Origin of the sequence: Acidaminococcus massiliensis (genome assembly GCF_900095825.1) — a bacterium.
Classification (GTDB): Bacteria; Bacillota; Negativicutes; order Acidaminococcales; family Acidaminococcaceae; genus Acidaminococcus; species Acidaminococcus massiliensis.
Window position 1 is genome coordinate 369085 of the sequence record NZ_LT608315.1, and the last position, 22977, is coordinate 392061.

The 22977-nt window shown below is 56.5% G+C and carries 20 protein-coding genes and 2 tRNA genes; 10 read left to right on the forward strand and 12 right to left on the reverse strand.

Annotated features, from left to right (window positions below):
- Positions 1-13: 13 nt before the first annotated feature.
- Positions 14-2065 (forward strand): TonB-dependent receptor plug domain-containing protein, encoded by a 2052-nt coding sequence (locus tag BQ2657_RS01930; RefSeq protein WP_075579128.1) that lies wholly within the window; start codon positions 14-16, stop codon positions 2063-2065.
- Between the two features lie 43 nt (positions 2066-2108).
- Here the strand turns inward: BQ2657_RS01930 and larAH10 are convergent, their stop codons facing one another.
- Positions 2109-3416 carry an NPN-dependent 2-hydroxyacid racemase, LarAH10 family gene (gene larAH10, locus BQ2657_RS01935; RefSeq protein WP_075579129.1) on the reverse strand — a complete coding sequence of 436 codons (1308 nt, stop codon included), beginning with the start codon at positions 3414-3416 and terminating at the stop codon, positions 2109-2111.
- Positions 3417-3789: 373 nt separating this feature from the next.
- Here larAH10 and BQ2657_RS01940 point away from each other — a divergent pair.
- Positions 3790-3865: transfer RNA gene (locus BQ2657_RS01940), tRNA-Ala, on the forward strand.
- A gap of 298 nt (positions 3866-4163) precedes the next feature.
- Here BQ2657_RS01940 and BQ2657_RS01945 read toward each other — a convergent pair.
- A complete protein-coding gene (locus tag BQ2657_RS01945; RefSeq protein ID WP_075579130.1) occupies positions 4164-4586 on the reverse strand; it encodes an RrF2 family transcriptional regulator in 423 nt (140 codons plus the stop codon).
- Positions 4587-4840: 254 nt separating this feature from the next.
- Here BQ2657_RS01945 and BQ2657_RS01950 point away from each other — a divergent pair, with 254 nt between their 5' ends.
- On the forward strand, positions 4841-6676 hold the full coding sequence (locus BQ2657_RS01950; protein WP_075579131.1) for an NAD(P)-binding protein: 1836 nt from the start codon (positions 4841-4843) through the stop codon (positions 6674-6676).
- A complete protein-coding gene (locus BQ2657_RS01955; RefSeq protein WP_075579132.1) occupies positions 6670-8400 on the forward strand; it encodes a [FeFe] hydrogenase, group A in 1731 nt (576 codons plus the stop codon). The genes BQ2657_RS01950 and BQ2657_RS01955 overlap by 7 nt, the downstream gene beginning before the upstream one ends.
- Before the next feature lie 55 nt (positions 8401-8455).
- Here the strand turns inward: BQ2657_RS01955 and pcp are convergent, their stop codons facing one another.
- Entirely contained in the window at positions 8456-9100 is a 645-nt protein-coding gene (gene pcp / locus BQ2657_RS01960; RefSeq protein ID WP_075579133.1) for a pyroglutamyl-peptidase I, read from the reverse strand.
- A gap of 117 nt (positions 9101-9217) precedes the next feature.
- Here pcp and BQ2657_RS01965 point away from each other — a divergent pair, with 117 nt between their 5' ends.
- Positions 9218-10414, forward strand: coding sequence for a CapA family protein (locus tag BQ2657_RS01965; protein WP_075579134.1), 1197 nt, complete (start codon positions 9218-9220; stop codon positions 10412-10414).
- Between the two features lie 14 nt (positions 10415-10428).
- Here the strand turns inward: BQ2657_RS01965 and BQ2657_RS01970 are convergent, their stop codons facing one another.
- Together BQ2657_RS01970 and BQ2657_RS01975 are read right to left on the reverse strand one after the other, a co-directional pair.
- Entirely contained in the window at positions 10429-11637 is a 1209-nt protein-coding gene (locus BQ2657_RS01970) for a DUF819 family protein (protein WP_075579135.1), read from the reverse strand.
- A gap of 28 nt (positions 11638-11665) precedes the next feature.
- Positions 11666-12130 carry a YbaK/EbsC family protein gene (locus BQ2657_RS01975; protein ID WP_075579136.1) on the reverse strand — a complete coding sequence of 155 codons (465 nt, stop codon included), beginning with the start codon at positions 12128-12130 and terminating at the stop codon, positions 11666-11668.
- A gap of 176 nt (positions 12131-12306) precedes the next feature.
- Here BQ2657_RS01975 and BQ2657_RS01980 point away from each other — a divergent pair, with 176 nt between their 5' ends.
- The 4 genes from BQ2657_RS01980 to BQ2657_RS01995 all read left to right on the forward strand — a co-directional run bounded on the left by BQ2657_RS01980 (position 12307) and on the right by BQ2657_RS01995 (position 17991).
- Positions 12307-14223 (forward strand): sigma-54-dependent Fis family transcriptional regulator, encoded by a 1917-nt coding sequence (locus BQ2657_RS01980; RefSeq protein ID WP_075579137.1) that lies wholly within the window; start codon positions 12307-12309, stop codon positions 14221-14223.
- Positions 14224-14526: 303 nt separating this feature from the next.
- Positions 14527-15780, forward strand: a complete 1254-nt coding sequence (locus tag BQ2657_RS01985) for an SLC13 family permease (RefSeq protein ID WP_075579138.1) — start codon at positions 14527-14529, stop codon at positions 15778-15780.
- Positions 15781-15839: 59 nt separating this feature from the next.
- Positions 15840-17042: a CaiB/BaiF CoA transferase family protein gene (locus BQ2657_RS01990; RefSeq protein ID WP_075579139.1), complete on the forward strand. Its 1203-nt coding sequence runs from the start codon at positions 15840-15842 to the stop codon at positions 17040-17042.
- A gap of 19 nt (positions 17043-17061) precedes the next feature.
- A complete protein-coding gene (locus tag BQ2657_RS01995) occupies positions 17062-17991 on the forward strand; it encodes a hydroxymethylglutaryl-CoA lyase (protein ID WP_075579140.1) in 930 nt (309 codons plus the stop codon).
- Between the two features lie 59 nt (positions 17992-18050).
- Here BQ2657_RS01995 and BQ2657_RS12945 read toward each other — a convergent pair whose 3' ends face one another.
- Complete coding sequence (locus BQ2657_RS12945; protein ID WP_154667099.1) at positions 18051-18191, reverse strand: hypothetical protein; 141 nt, start codon at positions 18189-18191, stop codon at positions 18051-18053.
- A gap of 319 nt (positions 18192-18510) precedes the next feature.
- On the opposite strand from BQ2657_RS12945, the gene BQ2657_RS02000 reads away from it, so the two are divergent.
- A complete protein-coding gene (locus tag BQ2657_RS02000; protein WP_143224819.1) occupies positions 18511-19014 on the forward strand; it encodes a cupin domain-containing protein in 504 nt (167 codons plus the stop codon).
- Positions 19015-19216: 202 nt separating this feature from the next.
- Here BQ2657_RS02000 and BQ2657_RS02005 read toward each other — a convergent pair.
- The 6 genes from BQ2657_RS02005 to nadD all read right to left on the reverse strand — a co-directional run bounded on the left by BQ2657_RS02005 (position 19217) and on the right by nadD (position 22862).
- Positions 19217-19292, reverse strand: a tRNA-Ala gene (locus tag BQ2657_RS02005).
- Positions 19293-19343: 51 nt separating this feature from the next.
- The gene (locus BQ2657_RS02010) at positions 19344-20240 is read right to left on the reverse strand and encodes a CvfB family protein (protein ID WP_075579141.1); all 897 of its coding nucleotides are present in this window, start codon (positions 20238-20240) and stop codon (positions 19344-19346) included.
- Positions 20237-20590, reverse strand: coding sequence for a ribosome silencing factor (rsfS, locus tag BQ2657_RS02015; protein ID WP_012937544.1), 354 nt, complete (start codon positions 20588-20590; stop codon positions 20237-20239). Before rsfS ends, BQ2657_RS02010 begins: the two co-directional genes overlap by 4 nt.
- 56 nt (positions 20591-20646) lie before the next feature.
- Entirely contained in the window at positions 20647-21624 is a 978-nt protein-coding gene (locus BQ2657_RS02020; RefSeq protein WP_075579142.1) for an LCP family protein, read from the reverse strand.
- A 12-nt stretch (positions 21625-21636) separates the two neighbouring features.
- Positions 21637-22215 carry a bis(5'-nucleosyl)-tetraphosphatase (symmetrical) YqeK gene (gene yqeK / locus BQ2657_RS02025; RefSeq protein WP_075579143.1) on the reverse strand — a complete coding sequence of 193 codons (579 nt, stop codon included), beginning with the start codon at positions 22213-22215 and terminating at the stop codon, positions 21637-21639.
- 35 nt (positions 22216-22250) lie between these two features.
- Positions 22251-22862 (reverse strand): nicotinate-nucleotide adenylyltransferase, encoded by a 612-nt coding sequence (nadD, locus tag BQ2657_RS02030; protein ID WP_075579144.1) that lies wholly within the window; start codon positions 22860-22862, stop codon positions 22251-22253.
- Positions 22863-22977 lie beyond the last annotated feature (115 nt).

A 22977-nucleotide genomic window follows, 5' to 3' on the forward strand; every position in this document is an offset into this window, starting at 1 on the left:
GAGGAACAGGATCATGATTCCTTCCAGAAAGATTTCGTTTTCTCTTTTCCTGGCGGTGCTGGGAATGGCTTCTTTCGGGTTCCGTCCCTTCCCGGCCCTGACCCGGGAGGAAGCCTCTAAAGTCTCCCATGCCCAGAAGGCGGTGCCCCATCCCCAGGCGGCGCCCGTGCTCCTGGGCCGTACCCCCGGCAAAGAGACTCCGGTGATCGACGCCCACAGCGCCGTGGCCAATACAGACCTGATGCCGGTGGCTGCCGGGGTCACAGTGATCACCCGGCAGGAAATCGCCGACAACCATTATGATTCGGTGGCAGAAGCCCTGACCTATGCGCCGGGGGTCACCGTCACCGGCGGGGTGGTGAACACCTCCCAGCGGATCATCCGGATCGACGGGGACGAACGGGTAGCGGTATTCATCGACGGCCACCGGATGAACCTGGAAAGCGGCCTCACCAACGGCCGGAGCACCTACGACCTGGACATGGCGGTCCCCACTTCCGCCATCGACCGGATCGAAGTGATCCACGGAGCAGCAGACGGCGGATACCTGAACTACGACACCCCCGGAGGCGCCATAAACATCATCACCCGGAAAGGGTCCGGCCGCCAGTTCCAGCTGGAGGGAGCCCGGGGCCCCTACGATGGCTGGCGGTGGAACGCCCATCTGGAAGGCAGCGCCGAAGGCTGGAGCTGGCTGGCCACAGGAGGCCGTTCCAACCTGGATGCCCTCCACTACCGGGACAGCTCGGGAGACCGGCACACCATGCCCGATTCTGCCCAGAACCGCCGGGAAATGTTCTACCGGTTCGACCGGCAGTTCACCGATTCCACCTCCCTCGCCCTGTCCTACGCCCATTTCAGCAACAGCCGGGGGCTCTGGCTGGGCCGTTCCTACTGGGACACCCACCGGGAAAATTACGAGGCGGAAAAGCTGGCCAACAACGTGAACCTGACCTACAACTACAAAGAGGACACAGCGGCTCCCGGCTGGATCTCCCTGTACCACAACTACAACCAGGCTGATTCTTACTACCCCGCAGGAACGGAGGAGCAGGACCGTCTCCCCAGCTACAGCCGGTGGAAAGCTTATACCAATGGCCTGGACTGGCGGGACGGCTGGAAGGTGGGGAAGCATTTCACCGTCACTGCCGGGCTCACCTGGCAGCACACCTCCTTGGATACGGAGCAGAACCTGCTGGACGCCCGCAACTTCGCCAAGAATTACAACCAGGGCATCAGCAACCTGTCCGCCTACGTGACCACCAAGACCCGCTACGGCAAGCTGTCCCTCCAGAGCACCTCCCTGTTCAACCACAACACCCGATTCGACAATGAATATGTGTATGGGGATTCCCTGGAATACCGGCCGGACGACAGACTGACCTTCTACGGCTCCCTCCAGCGGATCTATTCCGTCCCCACCCTGGACGAACTGTACTACAGGAATTACAACCGGGATTCCGACGGGGCCTGGAAGATCCGAGGGAACGAACATCTCCAGCCGGAAACAGGTTTCAAATGGAACGGGGGCATCCGATATAAGATCAGCAGCCACAGCACCCTGGGGATCAACGCCTTCGTGTCCCATATCAACAATCCCATTGTGTGGTACAAGGAGGCAAGGACCTGGACGCCCAAGAACCTGGAAAGCCAGAACAAGGACGGGATCCAGGTCACCTGGGAGGACCAGCTCAGCCCGAAATACGGCTTGACCGCCTCCTACGCCTGGACCCGGACGGATACTACTTACGGCAGCGGCATCGATCCCCAGTACACCGATGAAGCGGCCCCCCACGCCGTCAAGGCAGCCTTGACCTACAGGGACAAACGCTGGACCAACAGCCTGCTGTTCCAGGCCGCCTGGGGCCGGGACAAGAGCTGGTACACCGGCAACGCCTTCACCCTGGACGCCAACGTCAATTACAAATTCAATCAGCACTGGAGCGCCTGGCTGAAGCTCCGGAACCTGCTGGACGAAAGTTACGAAGATGTAGGCTCCCGTACCCTGGGCGACTGCCCCGCCTATGGCCGGACGGCACTGGTGGGAGTGACGTATGCATTGTAAAAGAGGGGGTGCTGCACGCAACGTGCAGCACCCCCCTCTTTTTTCACTTCCCCGGTTCTTCTGCGATGACGCCGCCGCAGTGGGGGATGAGGTTCAGGGTATAATCCTTTTTCCCCTCCCGTTCCAACTGGGCCTGGGCCTTTTCCCAGGCTTCAGCGACGGTGGCGCAGGGGATTTGGTTGGTCTTCCGGATGGCCTCGAAATTCTCTTTTTTCGTCACCAGGTAGATGGTGTACCGGTGGGTCATGCAGAACAGGTTAAAAGCCACGAAGAAGGGAATGCTGAAATTCTTCCGCAGATCCTTTTCCATTTCCTGTTCACTGTCATACTTGAAACTGCCCAGATATTCTGGCGGTTCATACAGGTCACTGGCCTCCATGATGGCAATGATGATGCCCCCCGGTTTGGTGGTCACATCCGCCGGATCGTAGCATTTGCAGCCCTGGTATAGGGAAACATCCTTGGGATAGCCCCCAGCGCAGGCAAAGGTCACATCCGCCCGCTCCTTAAAGGAAACCGCCTGGTTGTCATGGCAGATCCGAGTCCCTTCCAGCCAAGCCTGGTAGGGATCCCCGGCCACGATATTGCAGATTTCTCCCTCATTGTTGATGATGGAATGGACCAGGAAAGTGGGCCGCACCATATCCATAGCTTCCAGCATATCGTAGTTCACTGGGTTGTCATGGAGCACCCCGTTCCGGGTCTTGGGATTGATGCCATCTCCGAAATGGTCCGCCAGGGCGTGGCAGTGGTTCTCCTGGATGGTATCCCAGCCGGCCACACCGGGCAGGAGCAGTTTCCGTCCGCCTCCATAGCCGGCAAAGAGATGGGCAGTGATCCCATCGATGATCACGATCTTGTCGGCTTCCACCACCCGCTTGTTCAGCATCACTTTGGTCCCGAACCGGGTAGTCCCTACACAGGTCAGTTCATCCTTGTTCCGGCAGTGGTGCTGGTACATCCGGATCCTCCGGGCCACTTCTTCTCCCACCACCCGGACATTTTCCTCCGGGGTCTGCTCCCGGTGGGTCCCTTGGGCAAAGACGATGTACATATCTTCATCCGGCACACCGGCCAGGTTCAATTCATTGACCACATGGATCACATATTCTGAAGAGCGGTTCCAGGAACGGGTCACATCGGCGATGACCAGGCAGACTTTGTCCCCTTTTCGGAACATTTCCTGCAGAGGCTTGCAGCCGATGGGATGACGCATAGCCTCCAAAGCGGCCTGTTCCACATCCACTGCCGGCACCGGACGTCCTTCGATGATGCTGCTGATCCGTTCCTCCGGCAGTTCCACTTCCTGGGTGGACCTGCCAAAATTAAAGCTGAATTTCCTGAGTCCCACGATATCTTCCTCCCTTTCAGATAGAAACTGCAGAATGCTGGAATAAAAAAAACTGTTTATACAGAATATTATAGCACAATCCTTATTTTTTTCTCTTCCCACCATAAAAAAGGTAGGTGTCAACAAGTTCTCGGTGATGGGCGGCCGGGCTGCCCGGTGGTGGGGGTAGATTCTGAAAAGACCGCATACCTTGCCGGATGTATGGGATCCACCATCCAAAGATACAGGAATGGGTTTGCAAGTGAGCCGCTCTTTCACCCCATGTTTCTTACCAAACATTTTCTTCAGCAATTATTACTGTACTCAAGGCTATACTCAAAAAAGTGATTTCTCCTTGCACACTTTCCCCGGAAGCACTATAATACTACGTATTGGGGCACTAGCTCAGCTGGGAGAGCGCAAGGTTCGCAATCTTGAGGTCAGGGGTTCGATCCCCCTGTGCTCCACCAGACCAAAAGCAAGCATCCATGCGGGGTTTGACCGTGTGGGTGCTTTTTTGTGCGCAAAAATCCCTGTGAAGGTTATCTCAAAAGCCATCCATTTGACAGCAGGGAAAGATGTGAACTGGGCGGGCGGCTCTGGCAACATTTTGCCGGAGGCAAAAATTTTGACCCGCCCCTACGGCATCCTATTCAGTTCCTGCGTCCTTTATACACATCAAAAGGACCTGGCCATCAAGCCAGGTCCTATCCTGAGATTTCCGACTCCAGACTGAAGGGGCTGCTGCTCCTGCAGCAGCCCCTCTTTTCACAACCCCTTCTTTTTCTGTTTTTCCACCAGATCTGCCAGGGTGGTGTTGTCCACGATGCTGTCGATGGCGTCCTGGATTTCTTTCCACAGGTCCAGGGTGACGCAGTGGGCGGCCCGGCTGCAGATCACGTGGCCAGGTTCCAGGCAGGCCACCGGGGCCAGGGATCCTTCCACAGCCCGGAGGATCTCTCCGGCAGTGTAGTCATGGGGGTCACGGACCAGTTTGTATCCCCCCTGAGCTCCTCTGGCGCTTTTCACCAGTTTGGCGCGGGAGAGCTGGGTAATGATCTGTTCCAGGTATTTTTCTGAGATTTCCTGTCTTTGAGAGACGCTTTTGATAGGTACATAGGATTCGGTGCCGTTCATGGCCAGATCGATCATCAGGCGCAGGGCATACCGTCCCTTGGTAGAGATTTTCATGTTTCCTCCTCGCAGCAAGAATAATTTCCTATAATTGTACTATAGAATTTTCCAAAAGGGAAGGTGAATCCCTAGTAATTTTTAGGAAATCCCTTTAGGATATCCTGCCAAAAAAATTTCAGTTCTTTTGAGATTTATCAGATTTTTCTATCGAAATTGTTGACATTATTTGCTCTGAAACTGTAAAATAAAGGCGTATCTGTTCATTTTGTTTTCAGAAATCGAACCAGGATTCTTTAAAGGGGGAGAAAATCGTGAGTCGTTTGCAAATCGAGACCCCGGGACGGGCCCAAACGGTCCTGAACGGCCTGTATCAGGATATGCACCGCCGGATCAGTGCCAGTTCGCCGGGGCTCTGTCCTGTGGATATGGCGTTGAATTTCCTGCGCTTCTGCCATGCCCAGAGCTGCGGGAAATGTGTCCCCTGCCGGGTGGGGCTGGGACAGCTGGAATCCCTGATCGAGCAGGTGCTGGAACGGACGGCGACCCTGGAAACCATCGATCTGATCGAGGATACTGCCCAGGTGATCGCCGATTCTTCGGACTGTGCCATCGGCTATGAGGCAGCGTATATGGTGCTGAAGGGAGTCCGAGGCTTCCGGGAAGATTATGAAGAACATGTGCTCAACGGCCGCTGTATCTGCGGGCTCAGCCATCCAGTACCCTGTGTCTCCACCTGCCCGGCCCATGTGGATATCCCCGGCTATATCGCCCTGATCCGGGAAGGCCATTACGAAGAGGCCCTGGAACTGATCCGCAAGGACAATCCGTTCCCAGCGGTCTGTGCCTACGTCTGTGAACATCCCTGCGAGCTCCACTGCCGCCGGCAGATGGTAGATGATTCGGTGAACATCTGCGGACTGAAGCGGTTCGCTGTGGACCATGCCAAACCGGCCCAGGCGCCTTCCCCGGCCCCGGCTACCGGCAAGACAGTGGCTGTGATCGGCGGCGGCCCGGGAGGCCTGACAGCTGCCTACTACCTGGCCCTCATGGGGCACAGCGTCACCGTCTACGAACAGCGGCCCCAGCTGGGCGGCATGCTCCGGTACGGCATCCCCAACTATCGGCTGCCCCTGGAGATCCTGGACAAAGACCTGGCTTACATCCTTTCTGCAGGGATCCAGGTCCACACCGGCGTATCCGTGGGGACGGACCTTTCCGTCGAAGAGCTCCAGCAGCGGTATGACGCGGTCTACATCGCCATCGGGGCCCACAGCGACAAGAAGCTCCATCTGGAAGGAGAAGAGGCCCAGGGAGTCTACAGTGCGGTCCGGCTGCTCCGGGACATCGGGGAAGGCCGGGTACCGGATTTCTCCGGCAAGCGGATCTGCGTCATCGGCGGGGGCAACGTATCCATGGATGCCACCCGCACGGCCAAACGCCTGGGAGCCGCTTCCGTCCAGTGCATCTACCGGCGGCGGCTGGAAGATATGACCGCACTGGAAGAAGAAATCCAGGCGGCCATGGCGGAAGGCTGCGAGATCGTCACCTTGGAAGCTCCAAGCCGGATCGAGACGGACGGAAACGGCCAGGTGACAGCCCTCTGGACCCAGCCCCAGCACATCGGCCCCTATAACGGCAAGAACCGGCCCAACCCGGTGAAAGCGGACCTGCCGGAACGGCGCTTCCCCTGTGATGCCATCATCGTGGCCATCGGCCAGTCCATCGTCACCAAGCCCTTCGAAGCCATCGGGGTCACGGTCAGCCGAGGGACCATCCAGGCGGACCTTTCCAGCAGCATCCCGGGCCTGGGGAACCTGTTTGCTGGCGGTGATGCGGTTTCTGGTCCCGCCACGGTGATCAAGGCAGTGGCAGCCGGCAAGGTCGCTGCGGACAACATCGATTCCTTCTTTGGATACCATCACCGGATCTCCTGCGGAGTGGAGATTCCGCCCGCCCATTTCACCAACACCCCTCCCTGCGGCCGGGTGAACCTGAAGCAGCACTGCACCCCCCATTGTGTGGGAGATTTCCGCTTGGTCTCGGAAGGGATGACCCCAGAAGAGGCCCTGCAGGAAGCCAGCCGCTGTCTGCGCTGTGACCACTTCGGCTACGGCAGCTTCAAAGGAGGGAGGAACCGGGAATGGTAACCTGTACCATCGACAACAAAACGTTCCAGGTGCCGGAAGGGACCACCATCATGGAAGCGGCCCGCAAGGTCCAGATCCAGATCCCTCATCTGTGCTACCTGAAAGACCTGAACGAAATCGCCGCCTGCCGGGTCTGCTGCGTGGAGGTGGAAGGAGAACACGCCATGGTGACGGCCTGCAACAGTCCTGTCCGGGACGGCATGGTGGTCCACACCAATTCTCCCCGGGCCCGGCGTACCCGGAAGATCAATGTGGAGCTGATCCTGTCCCAACACGACTGCCGCTGCGCTACCTGTGTCCGCAGCGGGAACTGCCGGCTCCAGACCCTGGCCAACGATCTGGGGATCCATGACAGCCCCTATGAAGAACAGCTGCCCAAGGGGCTGCGGAAAGCCTGGACCACCACCTACCCCCTGTACCATGATTACAACAAATGCATCAAATGCATGCGCTGCATCCAGGTCTGCGACAAGATCCAGGATATGCACATCTGGGATGTGGCAGGCACCGGCGGCCGGACCACCATCGATGTTTCCGGCAACCGGGTGATCAAAGATTCGGACTGTACCCTGTGCGGCCAGTGCATCATCCACTGCCCGGTGGCAGGGCTGCGGGAACGGGATGATACGGCAAAACTTTATGAAGCCCTGGCAGACCCGGAAAAAGTGACAGTGGTCCAAGTGGCACCGGCGGTCCGGACAGCCTGGTGTGAAGCTTTCGGCCTGCCCCGGCGGGAAGGGACCATCGGGAAGATGGCAGCAGCCCTCCGCCGGCTTGGCTTCGACCATGTGTATGACACCACCTTCGGAGCGGATCTGACCATCATGGAAGAGGCCAATGAATTCTTAGAACGTTTTTCCAAAGGAGATACCCGCGAGTATCCCATGTTCACCAGCTGCTGTCCCGGATGGGTCCGTTTCCTAAAGGGACAGTATCCGGAACTCACCAGCCAGCTTTCTACCTCCAAATCCCCCCAGCAGATGTTCGGGGCCATGGCCAAGACCTGGCTGGCGGAAAAACTGGGGGTGGAACCGGAAAAGGTCTATTGTGTTTCCATCATGCCCTGCCTGGCCAAAAAGGCAGAATGCGCCCTGCCCACCATGCGGACGGTCCATGGACCCGATGTAGACCTTTCCCTGACCACCCGGGAATTCATCCGCATGCTCCGGGCGGACCATCTGGATCCGGCCCTTTTGCCGGAAGAGCCTTTGGATGACCCCATGGGGACTTTCACCGGCGCCGGGACCATCTTCGGTGCCACCGGCGGCGTCATGGAAGCAGCCCTGCGGACGGCTTATGCCAAACTCATGGGGAAAAATCCGGACCCGGACTATTTCGCCGCCATCCGCACCGGTCCGGCTCTCCGGGAAGCCACCTATACTTTAGGAGGCAAAGAACTGCGGTGTGCCGTAGTCAGCGGTCTGGGCAATACCCGGAAGCTGATCCGGGCCCTGAAACGAAAAGAGGTCCATTATGATTTCGTAGAAGTGATGGCCTGCCCGGGCGGCTGTGCCGGCGGCGGAGGCCAGCCCATCCCCCAGCACGATGAAGAATTCCAGGAAGTGCGGGGCAAACAGCTCTACCGGCTGGATGCGGAAAATCCCCTGCGGTATTCCCACGAGAACCCCCAGATCCAGCGGCTGTACCGAGAATTCTTGGGAGAGCCCCTGAGCTCGAAAGCAGAAGAACTGCTCCATACGGATCATTTTGGATGGAAGATATAAAAATGGGAGCTGTTGCATGTGTGAGATTTTCACACATGCAACAGCTCCCACTTTTTCAGCACTCCGTCCCTCCGCTCACTTTCGCGTCTTCCTCGTTTTCTACCGCCGTCTCCACGGCCGCTTTCAGGCCTGCCACGATGGTCTCCAGGGCCATGCTGGGCTGGTCTTTCAGCCGGGCAGCCTGTTCCGGCAGGTAGGGCACGTGGATGAAGCCGCCCCTGCGTTTCCGGGTATCGTGGGCCAAGAGGTCCATCAGCCCGTAGAACACATGGTTGCACACAAAGGTCCCGGCCGTGTTGGAGACTTTGGCCGGAATCCCTTTGGCCGTCAGGGCCGCCACGATCTTCTTGATGGGCAGGGTGGAGAAATACCCCACGGGACCGCCGGGCACGATGGGTTCATCCACCGGCTGGTTCCCTTCATTGTCCCCAATCCGGAAATCATCGCAGTTGATGGCTACCCGTTCCACCGTAAGGTCCGTCCGTCCCCCGGCCTGGCCGATGCAGATGATGATATCCGGATCAAAGGCAGCGATGGCTTCCTTCACTTTGGCGATGGCCTTCAGCCGCACTGTGGGGATTTCCACCGTGTGGACCTGGGCCCCAGCCAGGGTCAGGCCGTCCAGCTTCTTCACCGCTTCCAGGGCCGGGTTCACCGGTTCCCCGCCAAATGGATCAAAACCTGTAATCAGTACGCTCATATCTTCTCCTCCTCTTTTTTCTTATTCGTTCTCCCAAGGAAAAGTCCTGCAGCTGGACAAAATATCCTTTTTTGCTTTATGATAAGAACTGAAATTTCAGTGAAAGGAAGCTGCTGTATGACCCATTGTATTTCCACCCTATTCCTCGCCGGTTTTGCATCCCTTGTCCTGCTGACTTCTCCGGTCCTAGCTTCTCCTGCAGGACTTGCAGTCCGAAAGCCGGTGGCGCAGCCCCAGACTGCTGCTCCGTCCACCCCTCCGGCAGCGGGCACGTCCCCCGCTTCCCAGCCTGCTTCTCCAGCACTGGATCCGACAGACATTGCAAAGGCCGCTGTTCCTGCCCCGGCTTCTTCTCCTGCAGCACTTGAGGCCCCCGTGTCTCCTGCTCCGGCTCCCCAGCCTCCTGAGGACCCCGTCACCACCCTGACGATCAGCGCTGCTGGAGACTGCACCCTGGGTACGGAAGAAAGTTTCGGCTATGAAGGGACTTTTCCGGCCGCCTGGGATGCAGCAGGCGGAGACAGTTCCGTATTCCTGGCCGGTGTGCAGCCCATTTTTGCCCACGACGACTTGACGGTGGTGAACCTGGAAGGGCCGCTTACCACCCGGGGAGAACGGCAGGAGAAGACCTTCGCCTTCCGGGGAGACCCGGCTTATGTGGAACTGCTGAAGGACGGCAGCGTGGAAGCCGCCACCCTGGCCAATAACCACAGCTACGACTACGGCAGCGACGGTTTCTGGGATACTTTCAAAGACCTGGGAGACAACGGCATCATGCCCTTCGGCTATGAAGAAAGCCAGCTGGTCACCGTCAAAGGGATCCCGGTGGGCCTGGTAGGCATCAACGTGCTGGAAGGAGGCGCCCCAGACCTCCTGCTGTCGGAAATGAAAAAAGTGAAGGACAAAGGTGCCCGGTTGGTGGTGGTCTATTTCCACTGGGGCAGCGAACTGGAAACCCGCCCGGATGAAGACCAAATCTATTTGGCCCACCTGGCCATCGACCAGGGAGCGGATCTGGTGCTGGGGGCCCACCCTCACGTGATCCAGCCCCTGGAGACCTATAAAGGCCACACCATCTGCTACAGCCTGGGGAACTTCTGTTTTGGGGGCAACAGCAACCCCCGGGATAAGGATACCTTCATCTACCAGCAGACCTTCCAGTTCCAGAAAGGCCATCTCCTGGGTGCTGACCCGGGGAAGGTGATTCCCTGTCGGATCTCCTCCACTCCGGACTGGAACGACTACCGCCCCACCCTGGTGGAAGGGGCGGAAGCGGAGCGGATAAAGGGGAAAGCAAAAGGAGCTGTTGCCTGAGCAACAGCTCCCCTTCACGCCCCCAAGATCCCGCCTACCACCATGCCCAGGTAGGTGCCGATCACGTAGCCGAAAGTCCCCACCAGCATACTGGGGCCCACCAGGCTGGTCCAGCCCTGGGAAATGGCCATCCCTGCTGCTGTAGTGGGCCCTCCGATATTGGCGTTGGACGCCAACACGATATCCTCCAGGCTGAAATGGAACAGCTTGCCGCCCACAAAACAGAAAGCCATGTTCACCAGGACCATCAGGAAACAGAACACGAACAGCAGCGGTGCGTTCCGGAGGATTTCCAGGACAGAAGCGGGCACCCCGATGGCAAAGAAGAACAGGTAAATGAAATACGTACCGATTTCCTGGGCACCGGCCAAGGCCGCCGCCTGTTTTTCAAAAAAGGTGGCAAAACCCATGGAAAACAGGGTGATCCACACATATTGGCTGCTGAAGAAGGTGTTGGCCATATGCCCCAAGCCGCTGCCGGCAGGAATGGCCGCCCCCAGCATCTTCCCCAGATTCTGGGAAAGGGTCACCACCGCCACAGCGTAGAACAGGTCCAACGCAATGTCTTTCAGAGAAATGTTCTTGGCCTGCCAATAGGCTGCCGCTTGGGTCTGGGCACCTTCCCGTCCCTCCCGGGCCACCCGGTCCATATGGGGATGCGGATAGTGCTTCTGGAAAAAGGCGCTGCTCACACATTTCAGCAGCACCAGGAAATAGACCGCCATGTTCAGGTTGTCCGCCACCACCGTTGCAGAAACCAGGGTGCCTTCCGTGTGGAAGGCATCGGCCAAAGCCACGAAATTGACGCCGCCCCCGATGTAGGATCCTGTCATCATAGCCGCTACCTTAGCCAATCCGTCGATCCGGCTCCCCAGCAGCCAGCACCCCAAGACGGCGCCACAGACAGTCCCTGCCGCCCCGATGAGGAAAATGAAGAGCAGCCGTCCCGTTTCCTGCCAAATCTTGCTCAGGTTGGCCTGGAGCAACAGCAGCGGAATGGCCAAAGGTACTGCGTACCCCCAGATCATATCATCATAAATGGGCGCATGGCTGGGAATCACGTTCAGGTTGACCAACACAATGGCCGCGATAAGAGCCAGTACAGCTCCGGAGATCCGAAAGGCCCAGGCATAAGTCTGTTCCAACCAGATGGCCCCTGCTACCACACCGCAGGTCAGAGCCAGCAGCAGCCAGGTATTTTCCGGTGCAATCAATGTATCCATAAACAACTTCCTTCCTTATTTCATTATTTCATTCTTTGCACACATCCACCCAGCGGTCCGAGCCTACCAGGCTTTCCAATTCCTCCACAGTGAGCCGGACTCCGCTGTGGTCATCTCCAGCGGCTGGATACACCACTGGATGCTTCTTCAGGCTCACATCCAGGTACACCGGTACCTCCGGATTGGCCCCGAAAGGACAGACTCCGCCGGGAGCATGGCCCACCAGGGTTTCCACCTGGTCTCCCGGGATCATCTTCGCCTTGGTGTGGAACACCTGCTTGAACTTGTGATTGTCGATCCGGGCCGTCCCTTCTGTCAAGATCAGGATGGCCCCGCCGCCCATCAGGAAAGAAAGGGTCTTGGCAATGGCTCCCGGTTCCGCTCCGAGAGCTGCAGCGGCCAATTCCACCGTGGCCGTGGAGGCTTCCGGTACGATGATCCGGTCTCCATATCCCTTTGCTTCCAGATATTTCCTTGCTTTTTCCATTGACAATGGAATCACCTGCCTATTTGCGTGATAACTTTTAGTATACTTCTCCCAGCCGGAAATGGAAAGGGGGTTGTTGACAGCTTTTGCTCTGCCTTCCTATAATAAGAAACAGACTGAAATACACTACTGGAAAAATAGGATTTTACAGTTCCTGCTTTTTCCCAGGAAAGGATGGCATCATGGATTCGGAAGGAACGAAGATTTGTCTCATTGCACCTACAGAAAACCTGGCAGTCAGGGCCCGTGCCTTGATTGCCCGGCAGGGGCTCCAAGTACGGGTGGAAGTGGCAGAGCTGGAAAACGCGGTGGCCTTGGCCCGTACCCTGCTGAAGCAGGGGGACTGGCTGTTCATCAGCCGCCGGGGCACCCGGGACCTGCTGCGGAAGAAACTGAGGATCGACGTGGTGAACATCCCCAGCGAAGCCTCCGACTATATCCAGGCTATCCAGCGGCTGCGGGACGAGACCCGGCCCATCGCTTTCTTTTCCTTTGAAGAAGAAATCAGCAATGAACTGCGGACCATCTGCTACCTGCTGCATCTGAAGATGCAGCACTACTCCTTCAAAGACAGCACCGAATGCCGCCGAGTGGTGAAACAGGCCGTCCACGATGGGGCTGCTTGGGGCCTGGGCGGTGTTGTCTCGGAGCACTATGCCGACCTTTTCCACCTGCCCTATATCCGGGTGGAAAGTTCCGATGCCGCCATCCTCCATGCCTTGGAAAATGCCCAGCAGCTGTATCTGAACAAACAGGAAAATGCCCGGAAACAGGAACAGCTCCGGATCCGGCTGGAACGCTACCAAAACATCCTGGATTATACCCACGATGCCATCATCGCCATCGATGAAGAAGGGAAGATCAGCACCACCAACCAAATCGCCAATGAACTGCTCCGCCCAGCCAGGCCGCCCTTCACCGGACGGCCCATCGAGGAAGTCCTTCCCAACACCCATCTCACCAACGTGCTCCGGACTGGGAAATCAGAAATCGGCCAAATGATGCAGCTCCAGGGCAGCCTGGTTTCCACCAACCGGGTCCCCATCCTGGTGGATGGCCAGGTAAAAGGAGTGGTGGCCACCTTCCAGGATATCAAGACCCTCCAGTCCACGGAACGGGATATCCGGGTGAAGCTCCACGAAAAAGGACTGGTGGCCAAATACCATCTGTCCGACATCCTGGGGAATTCCCCTGGCATCGCCAAAGCCCGGAAATTGGCCCGGGATTTCGCCTCTTCCCAGTTCACCGTGATGATCTACGGGGAAACGGGCACCGGCAAGGAGATGTTCGCCCAGGGGATCCACAATGCCAGTCCCCGGAAGAACGGTCCCTTTGTGGCCGTCAACTGTACCGCTCTGAACCGGGACCTGTTGGAAAGCGAGCTGTTCGGCTATGCGGACAGTTCCTTCACCGGAGCCCGGAAAGGCGGCAAGGCCGGGCTCTTTGAAATGGCCCACGGAGGCACAGTGTTCCTGGATGAAATCGGCGACCTTCCTCTGGAATTCCAAGCGCCTCTGCTCCGGGTCCTCCAAGAGAAGGAAGTCCGCCGGGTGGGTGACGACCGGGTCATCCCGGTGGATATCCGGGTCATCGCCGCCACCAACCGGAATCTCCTGCGCCTGGTGGAAGAAGAAAAATTCCGTCGGGACCTGTACTATCGGCTGAATGTGCTCAGCCTCACCATCCTCCCCCTGCGCCAGCGGGAAAATGATTACCTGAAGATTGCTAGGACCATCTACCGTCAGGTAGCTCTCCAGCAGGACCCAGAAAAAGAAAAAAGTTTCCTGCGGATCATGCGGGCCTGCAAAACATACCCCTGGCCCGGGAATGTCCGAGAACTGACCAATGTGGTGGAACGGATCTCCCTCCTGCTCTCCTGCGGCCAGACAGAAGGAGAAATCTTCCAGATTCTCCAGGCCGATTGGGAAGTCCAGCGGAAAGCGGCAGCACCTGCAGAAGATTCCGTCCCCAGCCAAAGAGGAGAGCTGGACCTTCCTGCCCTTCAAGAAGCCCTGGAGCGGAACCGCGGGAATGTTTCCCAGGCTGCCCGGGAATTGGGGATCAGCCGCAGTACCTTTTACCGCCATCTGAAACAGTGAGCTGTTCCATTCCTGTCCCATCCGCAACAGATTTGGGACAACTGATACAATTGGGGCAGCCATCGGATCAGGTTCCCTGCCCTATGGAGGGACCCTAAAAAGCAAAAAATCCTGTGAAAGAGACCGAAGCCATACCTTCAGCCGTCCTTTCACAGGATTTTTTATGGAAAAATGAAAAAAAATAGAAAAATCGAATTTTTGGCACGTCATTTGCATGATAGAAAGGCAAATGAATTGAATCGATTCGTTTGGAACCTTTTTCCGGTATGGCCAATCGGGAAAAAGCTGAGGGAGGTAACTATTTTGAATTCGACTCTTGCCATTATTTCTTTACTGATTTTAGTCAGTGTCATCATCACAGGATTTGTCCTGAAAAAGAATGTAGGCCTGGTAGCCATCCTGGCCGCCACCATCTTCGGAGCCTCGATTGGAGAAACCGATTCCATCATCATCAAAGGCTTCAGTTCCAGCACTTTCATCATGCTGCTGGGAGTTTCCCTATTGTGCACCATTGCCACCAACAACGGGACCCTGGAACTTACGGCCAAGAAATTCCTGAATCTGTCCGGAGGCCATGTAAAAGCCGCCCCCATCATCATGTACCTGATCGGCTACATCATCGCCGCCATCGGTCCCGGCTGTGTGCCGGCCCTGGGGATCGTAGCCGCTCTGAGTCTGCCCCTTTCCAAGACCACCGGCTACAATTCGGTGATGCTGGCCGCCATTGGGGAAATCGGATCCATGGCCGGACGGTTCTCCCCCCTGACCCCGGAAAGCGTCCTGATCGGGAACCTGGCCCAGGCACAGGGAATCACCGGCTACCAAAGTGCTGTACTGATTTATTCCACCGTGACCACCATCGTCCTTTCCTTTGTAATCTATTTCCTGTACAAAGGCTATAAAGTCAAGGAAATCACTGCCCAGGAACAGGAAGCCCTGCCGGCCCTGAACCGGAAACAGCTCACCACCCTGGCCGGTTTCCTGGTGATGATCATCCTGTGTGCCGCCTTCAAACGGAATGTAGGCCTGATTTCCTTCGCGGTCTCCATCGTCCTCCTGATCTTCAATGTGGATAATGAAAAAGCCACCATCAAGGCCGTGCCCTGGTCCACCCTGATGATGGTCACCGGCGTGGGCATGCTCATGAGCATCGTTTCTGCCGTAGGGGGCGTCACCATCATGTCCGCAGGCCTGGCCGCCATCATGACCCCGAAAAGCGCGGTGGCCATCCAGGGACTGTCCGCCGGGCTCCTTTCCTGGTTCAGCTCTGCCATCGGTGTGGTATGGCCCACCATGGTGCCTACGGTGGGTTCCATTGCCGAACAGGTGGGAGTACGGCCGGAAGGGCTGATCACCATCATGTGCCTGACGGCTTCTTTTGCCGGATTCAGCCCCGCTTCCACTGGGGGCAGCCTGATCCTGGCAGCCAATGCCACGGACCCTGCATTCACCAAAGAAAAGGAAAACAAGATGTTCGTCCAGATGTTCGCCCTGTCCGCCCTGCTGCTGACCCTGACGGTTTCCGCCGGGCTGGTGGGCCTGTACAGTGTCATTTAAGTCTTATTTCAGTCTTCACATCAATTTAAATTTACATGATAAAGAAAGAAGGATGCAAAATGGATGATGCAAAAGGTTTATTGGAAGGTATTGTAATCTTGGATCTGACCCGGGTACTGGCAGGACCTTACTGCTGCGCACTCCTGGCCGATATGGGGGCCACGGTGATCAAGATCGAGAACCCCAAAGGCGGGGATGATTCCCGTCACATGGGACCCTTCATCAACGACAACTCTGTATACTACGCCAACTTCAACCGCAGCAAATATGGCTGCACCATCAACTTCAAAGCTCCGGAAGGCAAAGAGATGTTCAAGGAAATGGTGAAACAGGCCGATGTGGTCATTGAGAACTACCGGCCCGGCACCATGGAGAAACTGGGCCTGGGCTATGACGATGTGCTGAGCAAGATCAATCCCTCCCTGATCTACGGTGCCGTTTCCGGCTTCGGCCAGACCGGCCCCTACAGCCGGCGGGCGGGCTATGACATCATCGGCCAGGCCATGGGCGGCATGATGAGCACCACCGGCTGGCCCGGCGGCGAACCCACCCGTGTAGGCACCCCCATCGGGGATGTATTGGGCGGCCTGAACCTGTGCATCGGCGTCCTGGCAGCTCTGGTGAACCGGGTAAAGACCGGCAAAGGTGAAAAGGTGGATGTGGCTCTGGTGGATTCCGTGGCCGCGGCTATGGAAAACATCACCATGATCTACCAGGCAACGGGCCGGATCCCTCAGCGGATCGGCAACCGGTACGAATCCACCTATCCGTACGATTCTTTCCCGGCCAAGGACGGCAACGTGATCATCGGTACCGCCAACAACAAGCTTTATGACATCCTCTGTGACGTGATGGGCAAGCCGGAACTGAAGACCGATCCCAAGTTCAAAGATGTGAAGGACCGGGTGGCCAACCATGTGGAAATGCGGAAAATCGTCTCCGACTGGACCAGCCAGTACACCATCGACGAAGTGGTGGAGACCTTGAACAAAGCCGGCGTGCCTTCCTGCCAGGTGAACACCCTGGACCGTCTGGTGAAGGAACCCCAGGTGGCCGGCGATCGGAAGATGTTCCCGGAAATGGATCAGCCGGGCATCGGCAAACTGAACATCACCGCCGCGCCCCAGCACTTCACCCGGACCAAGGCCTGCATCCGGAAAGCAGCTCCTCTCCTGGGCGAAGACAATGCAGCCATCTTCAAGAAGTTCCTGGGCTATGATGCAGCGAAACTGGCAGAACTGAAAGACAAAGGCGTCATCTGAGGGGAAGGTGCAGGAAATCATGGGAAAGAAAATCGAAATCGTCGAAGTGGGGCCCCGTGACGGGTTCCAGAACCTGAAAGAATACCTGCCGGCAGAAAAGAAACTGGAAATCATCGATTCCCTGATCGCCTCCGGCGTGAAGCATATGCAGATCACTTCCTTCGTCCATCCCAAGGCCATCCCGCAAATGCGGGATGCGGCCCAGGTGGCGGAGACCTGCCTGAAGAAATATCCGGATCTGGACCTGTTCGCCCTGATCCCCAACTACAAAGGAGCAGAGAACGCCCGGAAAGTGGGTATGAAGAAGGTCACCAACGTGATTTCCCTCAGCGAATCCCACAACAAGGCCAACATCAACCGGACAAGAGACGAATCCTTCGAAGGGCTGGAAAAAATCGTGAAGGATTTCTCAAAGGACATGGAAGTATGCCTGGATGTGGCTACCGCTTTCGGCTGTCCCTTCGAAGGGAAGTTCTATGATGTGAAGCCTCTCTTGGCCTTCCTGAAACGGGGCCATGACATGGGGATCCGTTCCTTCACCCTGTGCGATACGGTGGGCCTGGCGGATCCGAAACAGGTCCGGGAATTTGTGAAAGCCTCCCTGGAAGAATTCCCGGATTCCCATTTCGAAGTCCACATCCACGATACCCGGGGCATGGGCCTGGTGAACACCCTGGCGGCTGTGGAAGCCGGCATCAGCGGTGTCCAATCCACCCTGGGCGGCTTAGGGGGCTGCCCCTTTGCACCGGGAGCTTCCGGCAACACGGCTACAGAAGATCTGGTATTGATGTTCAACGAAATGGGCTACGACACAGGCATCGATTTTGCCAAGATCCTGGCCGCAGCCAAGAAAGAACATGCAGAAGTGGAGGGGAACTATTCCGGCCACAACATCAATATCCAGAACAATACCGGCTGCTGCACACCTCCCCAGCAGCATAACGAATAAAACTGTCGGCTTAAAAAAAGCTGCTGCGCGTAAAAACCATACGTGCAGCAGCTTTTTTGTCATGCTTCTTTATACAGGCCTGTCTTGATATACATCTCCATAATCTGACTCATAGTAGACAGATCATTCCGATTGGCATCTACCAGATTGGTAACGCCCAGTTCCGGATGGTTGTGGATATAGGTCACGAATTTATCCACTCTTGCCCGCAGGGGTGCTTCTTGGGCATTCTTTGCCTCTTTCTGCTGATTCCGGATTTCATTCGCCTTCCGGAAATATCCGTAGAACCGATCCTAATCGATGGCATAGGCCTTTATTACATTTGCAGATGTAAAATAGCGTGTTTTGTATGATAAATTCACTTTTCTAGGAAAACAGGATATATGTCTTTATAATAAATATACAAATACTAATTATTTATTCTTTATATTACATTTTTCTTTTTATATTGTCAATGATTCAGTAAAGTGCTACAATAAAATTGCATTGAATTTAAAATTTTCAGAGGAGTTGATTGCCATGGAATTGAAAAAATGGGCTGTGCTTCTAGCTTTGGGTGCCACTTTGGCAGCTGGAACGGCTTTTGCTGCAGGTTCTCCAGATTCTCCCTTCAAGCCGGATGAACAGGTCTACCCCAAAGAGGAGCTGTTCACCTTCGATAAACAGGATGTAGCCAAAGGAAAAGGTACAGCTTATGGGAAGTTTGCCTTTGCCCGGGATAAAGCAGCCCCGGATTCCGCCATCAAGGAAATCTGCTACCTGACTTTGGAAAAAGGTTCTTCCATCGGCTGCCACAAACATGGTTTCAATGAAGACGCCTATATCATCATTTCCGGGGAAGGGATCTTTACCGACGGCACAGGGAAAGAAACCCCGGTAAAGGCAGGAGATGTGACCATTGCCCGTCCTGGACAATTCCACGGCCTGCGCAACGAAAAGGAAACTCCTCTGGTCTTCCTGGATGTCATCGCCCAGAATGACACCTATCTGAAGGACCATCCGGAAGCAGCACCGAAGAAATAGTCCGGCCGTCCACAGTTCCCTGGGATTGCAAGAGAGGGATAGGGTCAGCCGTATATGTCAACCTACCAAAACAGAATAGAAAAACCCGGTGCTGCAACACCGGGTTTTTCTTTGTGTCAGATGAACACATTCTTTCGTTTCGCCTGCCAACTGCAAAAATACCCTTGCGGTCTTCCAACCGCAAGGGTATTGGTTTTTCATTTGGTGGAGACAAGGAGGATCGAACTCCTGACCTCTTGCATGCCATGCAAGCGCTCTCCCAGCTGAGCTATGCCCCCAAACGACTTCTTAAGTATACCTCAAAGAAAAGTCCTTGTCAACGACTTTTTTTATTTTTTGACCAAACTCGTCCACCCGTTTTCCTGGGTGATCTTCCCTTCTTTCATCAGCCGTCCCAAGGCCCGTTTGAAAGCGGCCTTGGAAATGCCGAAGGCGTCCTTGATGATTTCCGGAGGGGTGGCATCGCTGTAGGGCATGGTGCCCTGGCGCTTTTCCAGAAGGGCCAGGATACGTTCGCTGTCGGTGACCATGGCTTTTTCCTTCACTTCCCGGAGGGACAGATCCACCCGGCCGTCTTCCCGGACAAAGGTAACCCGTCCAGTGACTTTCTGGCCGAAATCCAGCCGTCCTCCAGGGACTTCGCTCCGGTGGATGAAGGCCAGATACCGCTGGGTGGTCAAAAGGAAGAACCCTTCCGGCAGGATGTTGTAGACGGTGCCAGTGAGTTCGTCCCCCACCTTCACATCTTTGGCCGGCACGGAAGCCCGGACCATATCCTCTTCCACCCGCATGGTCACCGCCTGGCGGCCGCTTTTATCCCGGTAGAGCTTCACCCACACCAGCTGCCCCGGAGACACATGGCCCCGCATTTCGCTGTAAGGCAGGAAGATTCCCCGTTCAGCGCCGATATCCACGAAACCGCCCTGCCGGGTCACGGACAGGACCTTCACATATCCCAGTTGCCCTTCCCGCATCTTGGGGAGCTTCATGCTGGCGGTCATCCGTCCTTTGGCATCCAAGTACAGGTAGACCTTCACTTTGTCCCCTGCCTTCACCGGACTGGTCTGCTGGTGCTGGTGGAGCAGGATGTCATCGGAAGTATTGCCGGTGCCCGCGTCCAGGAAAGCGCCCACTTCCCCTACCCGGCCCACGGTCATCTCGCACACATCTCCCACCCGGTACCGGCCCACGGTCTTAACGGTCACCGGTCCATGTTCTTTCCTCATGCTTCCGTCTCCGTATAGCTTTCGCTGGGTGCGTCCGCCCACAGCTGTTCCAAGTTGTAGAAATTCCGCTGGGATTCCTGGAACACATGGGCCACACAGTCGCCGTAATCCAGGAGCACCCAGTTCCCTTCGCTGTAGCCCTCCTTATGGGCCGGCAGCTTCCCTTCCTGGGCCAGTTTATCTTCGATGCCGTCGGCGATGGCCCGCACCTGGGTGGTGCTGGGAGCCGAGCAGATCATGAAGTAGTCGGTCACGGAAGAAAGCCCTTCCATGTTCAGCAGCAGGATATCCCGTGCTTTTTTGTCGGCAGCAGCCGCTGCAATCTTGTTGGCCAGTTCTTTTCCGGTCATTTTCATCCTTCCTTTCCTAAAAACTTTCTATTTCGTTCCACTGAACGTCCTTTGGTTCAAATACTGGGGATCCGCTTGTGGGGGATCTTCAGCTCATCCAGGGTAGCTGCAATCTTGGAGGGGGTGGTGACCCAGTAGCTGACGCCGCCGATGTCCCCGAAATCCCCTTTCAGGCTGGCGCTCTTCACGCCGCCTTCACCGAACAGCCGCAGGCAGTTGGCTGCCTTCACCATCTGGAGGAAGTCCATATCCGTCTTCACATAATCGGTGGCGGTACCGATGATCATGGGCAGTTTCACCATATTCCCCACGGTAAAGGCCTGTTTGGCCAAAGCCTTCATGAATTTCTGCTGCCGTTCCACCCGGCCGATATCCCCCATCTCATCATGGCGGAACCGGACGTACTCCCCGGCTTTTTCCCCGTTCAGATGCTGTTTGCCTTTTTTCAGGTGGATCTTCAGATCCGCATAGGGGTCTTCATAATCCATGTCCTGTTCCACATCCAGGTCCACGCCGCCCAGCATATCTACCACTTTGATGAAGCCCTGCCAGTCCACCTGCATGTAATGGTTCACTGGCACCTGGAGCAGATTGGCCACGGTCCGTTTGGCTAGGTTCACACCTCCGTAGGCATAGGCCGCATTGATCTTGTCATGGCCCCGCCGGCCGGGGATGGTCACCCGGGTATCCCGGGGCAGGCTCAGGACGGAAACCTGGCTGTTTTCCGGGTCGAAGCTCACCAGCAGCATGGCATCGGTCCGTTTGGGCGTATCCTTGCCGAAATCCTCGCTGTCCCCGTCATCGGTCCCCAGGAGCAGCACATTGATCCGGTTGGAAAAGCCTTCCGTAGTGAGGCTCTCCTGCTTGGTTTCGGCCACCTGGGACCGGGGCCGGAAGAAGCGGTTGTAGATCCGCATGCCGGCCGCAAAACAGCTGGCCATGAGGAAAAAGATCAGGACCAGGGAAAAGAACACTCTCCCTTTCCGCAGCCGTTTCTTGTAGCGCCGGGTCCCGGTTTTCTTTTGGTCTGTCATTTTCTGCTCCTGTCAGTTCTGGTTCTCTTTCTGTTTCAGGGTAAGTTCATTGTAGCCGGCCAGGCAGTCGGGATGGATCAAAAGGCCCTGGCTCAGGAGGTAGCTCATGGTATGGATATATGCCTTCCGCATGCCGTTTTCCAGTCCCTTCTCCACTTCTGCCCGCATGGTATCCACCCCGGGGAAATCCCGGTTGGGTTCCACCAGGTCCGCCAGGTAGATGACCATATCCAGGGGACTCATATGGGCCGCTCCGGTGGTGTGCCGGCGGATGCTGGAGAGGATTTCCGGATCCGTGACACCGAATTCATGCTGGGCATAATAGACTCCCAATTTGGCATGGATCAGGATGGGCTGGTGCTTTTCGATTTCGTCCAACGGGATGCCCAGTTCCGCTGCTTTGGCGATGAATTCCTTTGTAGAGATCTGCCGACCGCTGTCGTGGAGCAGGCCTGCAATGGCCGCCTTCTTTTCATCCACCCCGTACCGGCGGGCCAGTTCTACGGCCGTTTCGCTGACGGCCAGGGTATGACGGAAGCGTTTTGCCGGCAGTTCCTTTTCCAGCCGGGCTTTCATTTCCTTGATTTCCATGTGCATTTTCCCTCCCAAGAAAAAACAGAGAGCCCCTACTGACGGTAGAGGTCTCTCTGTTCGATGTATTCCGCTACTGCCTTGGGTACCATCGTGTCAACAGGTTCGCCCTTCCGGATCCGTTCCCGGATCTCTGTGGAAGAGAGGTCCAGTTCCGGCGTATCCACCCAGACCAGGTTCCGAAGTCCCTGCCGGACCAGATCTTCACTGACTTTCTCCTTCTGGGGGGCGAACCCGGGACGGGCGGCCGCCGCAAAAGTGGCATAGTGCATAGCCTCCCGGATGTTGTGCCAGGTGGGCAGCTGTTCTGCTGAATCGGCTCCGATGATAAAGTACAGGTCGTAGAACCGATGCCATCTCCGGTGGAGCTGCCGGAGGGTATCGCAGGTATAGGACACCCCGCCCCGTTCCAGTTCCATAGCAGAAACCGTATACCGGGGATCCTCTGCAGCCGCCAGGATGGTCATGGCCAGCCGGTCGGCGGAGGGAGAACAGTGCCAGCCCTGTTTGTGGGGCGGGATATAGTCCGGGATGAACAGGATCCTGTCCAGGCCCAGCTGTTCCTGCATGGCACGGGCGATCATCAGATGACCGTTGTGGATGGGATCGAAGGTCCCCCCAAAGATGCCCAGGCGCTGACGGCCCATGGTCCTCCACTCTCCTTTATCATGGTGATACCAGAGTATTATATCAGGGAAAAGAGGCGAAAACAAGAATGAAGCAGTGACAAATGTATGAAGGGAATGCTGCATGGGCAGCAGT

What these genes read in the sequence shown, in the direction of transcription:
- BQ2657_RS02020 (WP_075579142.1), bottom strand. Translation starts at nt 21,624, where the DNA reads ATGACAGACCAAAAGAAAACCGGGACCCGGCGCTACAAGAAACGGCTG.
- pcp (WP_075579133.1), bottom strand. Translation starts at nt 9,100, where the DNA reads ATGAGCGTACTGATTACAGGTTTTGATCCATTTGGCGGGGAACCGGTG.
- BQ2657_RS02000 (WP_143224819.1), top strand. Translation starts at nt 18,511, where the DNA reads ATGGAATTGAAAAAATGGGCTGTGCTTCTAGCTTTGGGTGCCACTTTG.
- rsfS (WP_012937544.1), bottom strand. Translation starts at nt 20,590, where the DNA reads ATGACCGGAAAAGAACTGGCCAACAAGATTGCAGCGGCTGCTGCCGAC.
- BQ2657_RS01970 (WP_075579135.1), bottom strand. Translation starts at nt 11,637, where the DNA reads ATGGATACATTGATTGCACCGGAAAATACCTGGCTGCTGCTGGCTCTG.
- yqeK (WP_075579143.1), bottom strand. Translation starts at nt 22,215, where the DNA reads ATGGAAATCAAGGAAATGAAAGCCCGGCTGGAAAAGGAACTGCCGGCA.
- BQ2657_RS01945 (WP_075579130.1), bottom strand. Translation starts at nt 4,586, where the DNA reads ATGAAAATCTCTACCAAGGGACGGTATGCCCTGCGCCTGATGATCGAT.
- BQ2657_RS01995 (WP_075579140.1), top strand. Translation starts at nt 17,062, where the DNA reads ATGGGAAAGAAAATCGAAATCGTCGAAGTGGGGCCCCGTGACGGGTTC.
- BQ2657_RS01965 (WP_075579134.1), top strand. Translation starts at nt 9,218, where the DNA reads ATGACCCATTGTATTTCCACCCTATTCCTCGCCGGTTTTGCATCCCTT.
- BQ2657_RS01990 (WP_075579139.1), top strand. Translation starts at nt 15,840, where the DNA reads ATGGATGATGCAAAAGGTTTATTGGAAGGTATTGTAATCTTGGATCTG.
- BQ2657_RS01955 (WP_075579132.1), top strand. Translation starts at nt 6,670, where the DNA reads ATGGTAACCTGTACCATCGACAACAAAACGTTCCAGGTGCCGGAAGGG.
- BQ2657_RS02010 (WP_075579141.1), bottom strand. Translation starts at nt 20,240, where the DNA reads ATGAGGAAAGAACATGGACCGGTGACCGTTAAGACCGTGGGCCGGTAC.
- BQ2657_RS01930 (WP_075579128.1), top strand. Translation starts at nt 14, where the DNA reads ATGATTCCTTCCAGAAAGATTTCGTTTTCTCTTTTCCTGGCGGTGCTG.
- BQ2657_RS01980 (WP_075579137.1), top strand. Translation starts at nt 12,307, where the DNA reads ATGGATTCGGAAGGAACGAAGATTTGTCTCATTGCACCTACAGAAAAC.
- nadD (WP_075579144.1), bottom strand. Translation starts at nt 22,862, where the DNA reads ATGGGCCGTCAGCGCCTGGGCATCTTTGGGGGGACCTTCGATCCCATC.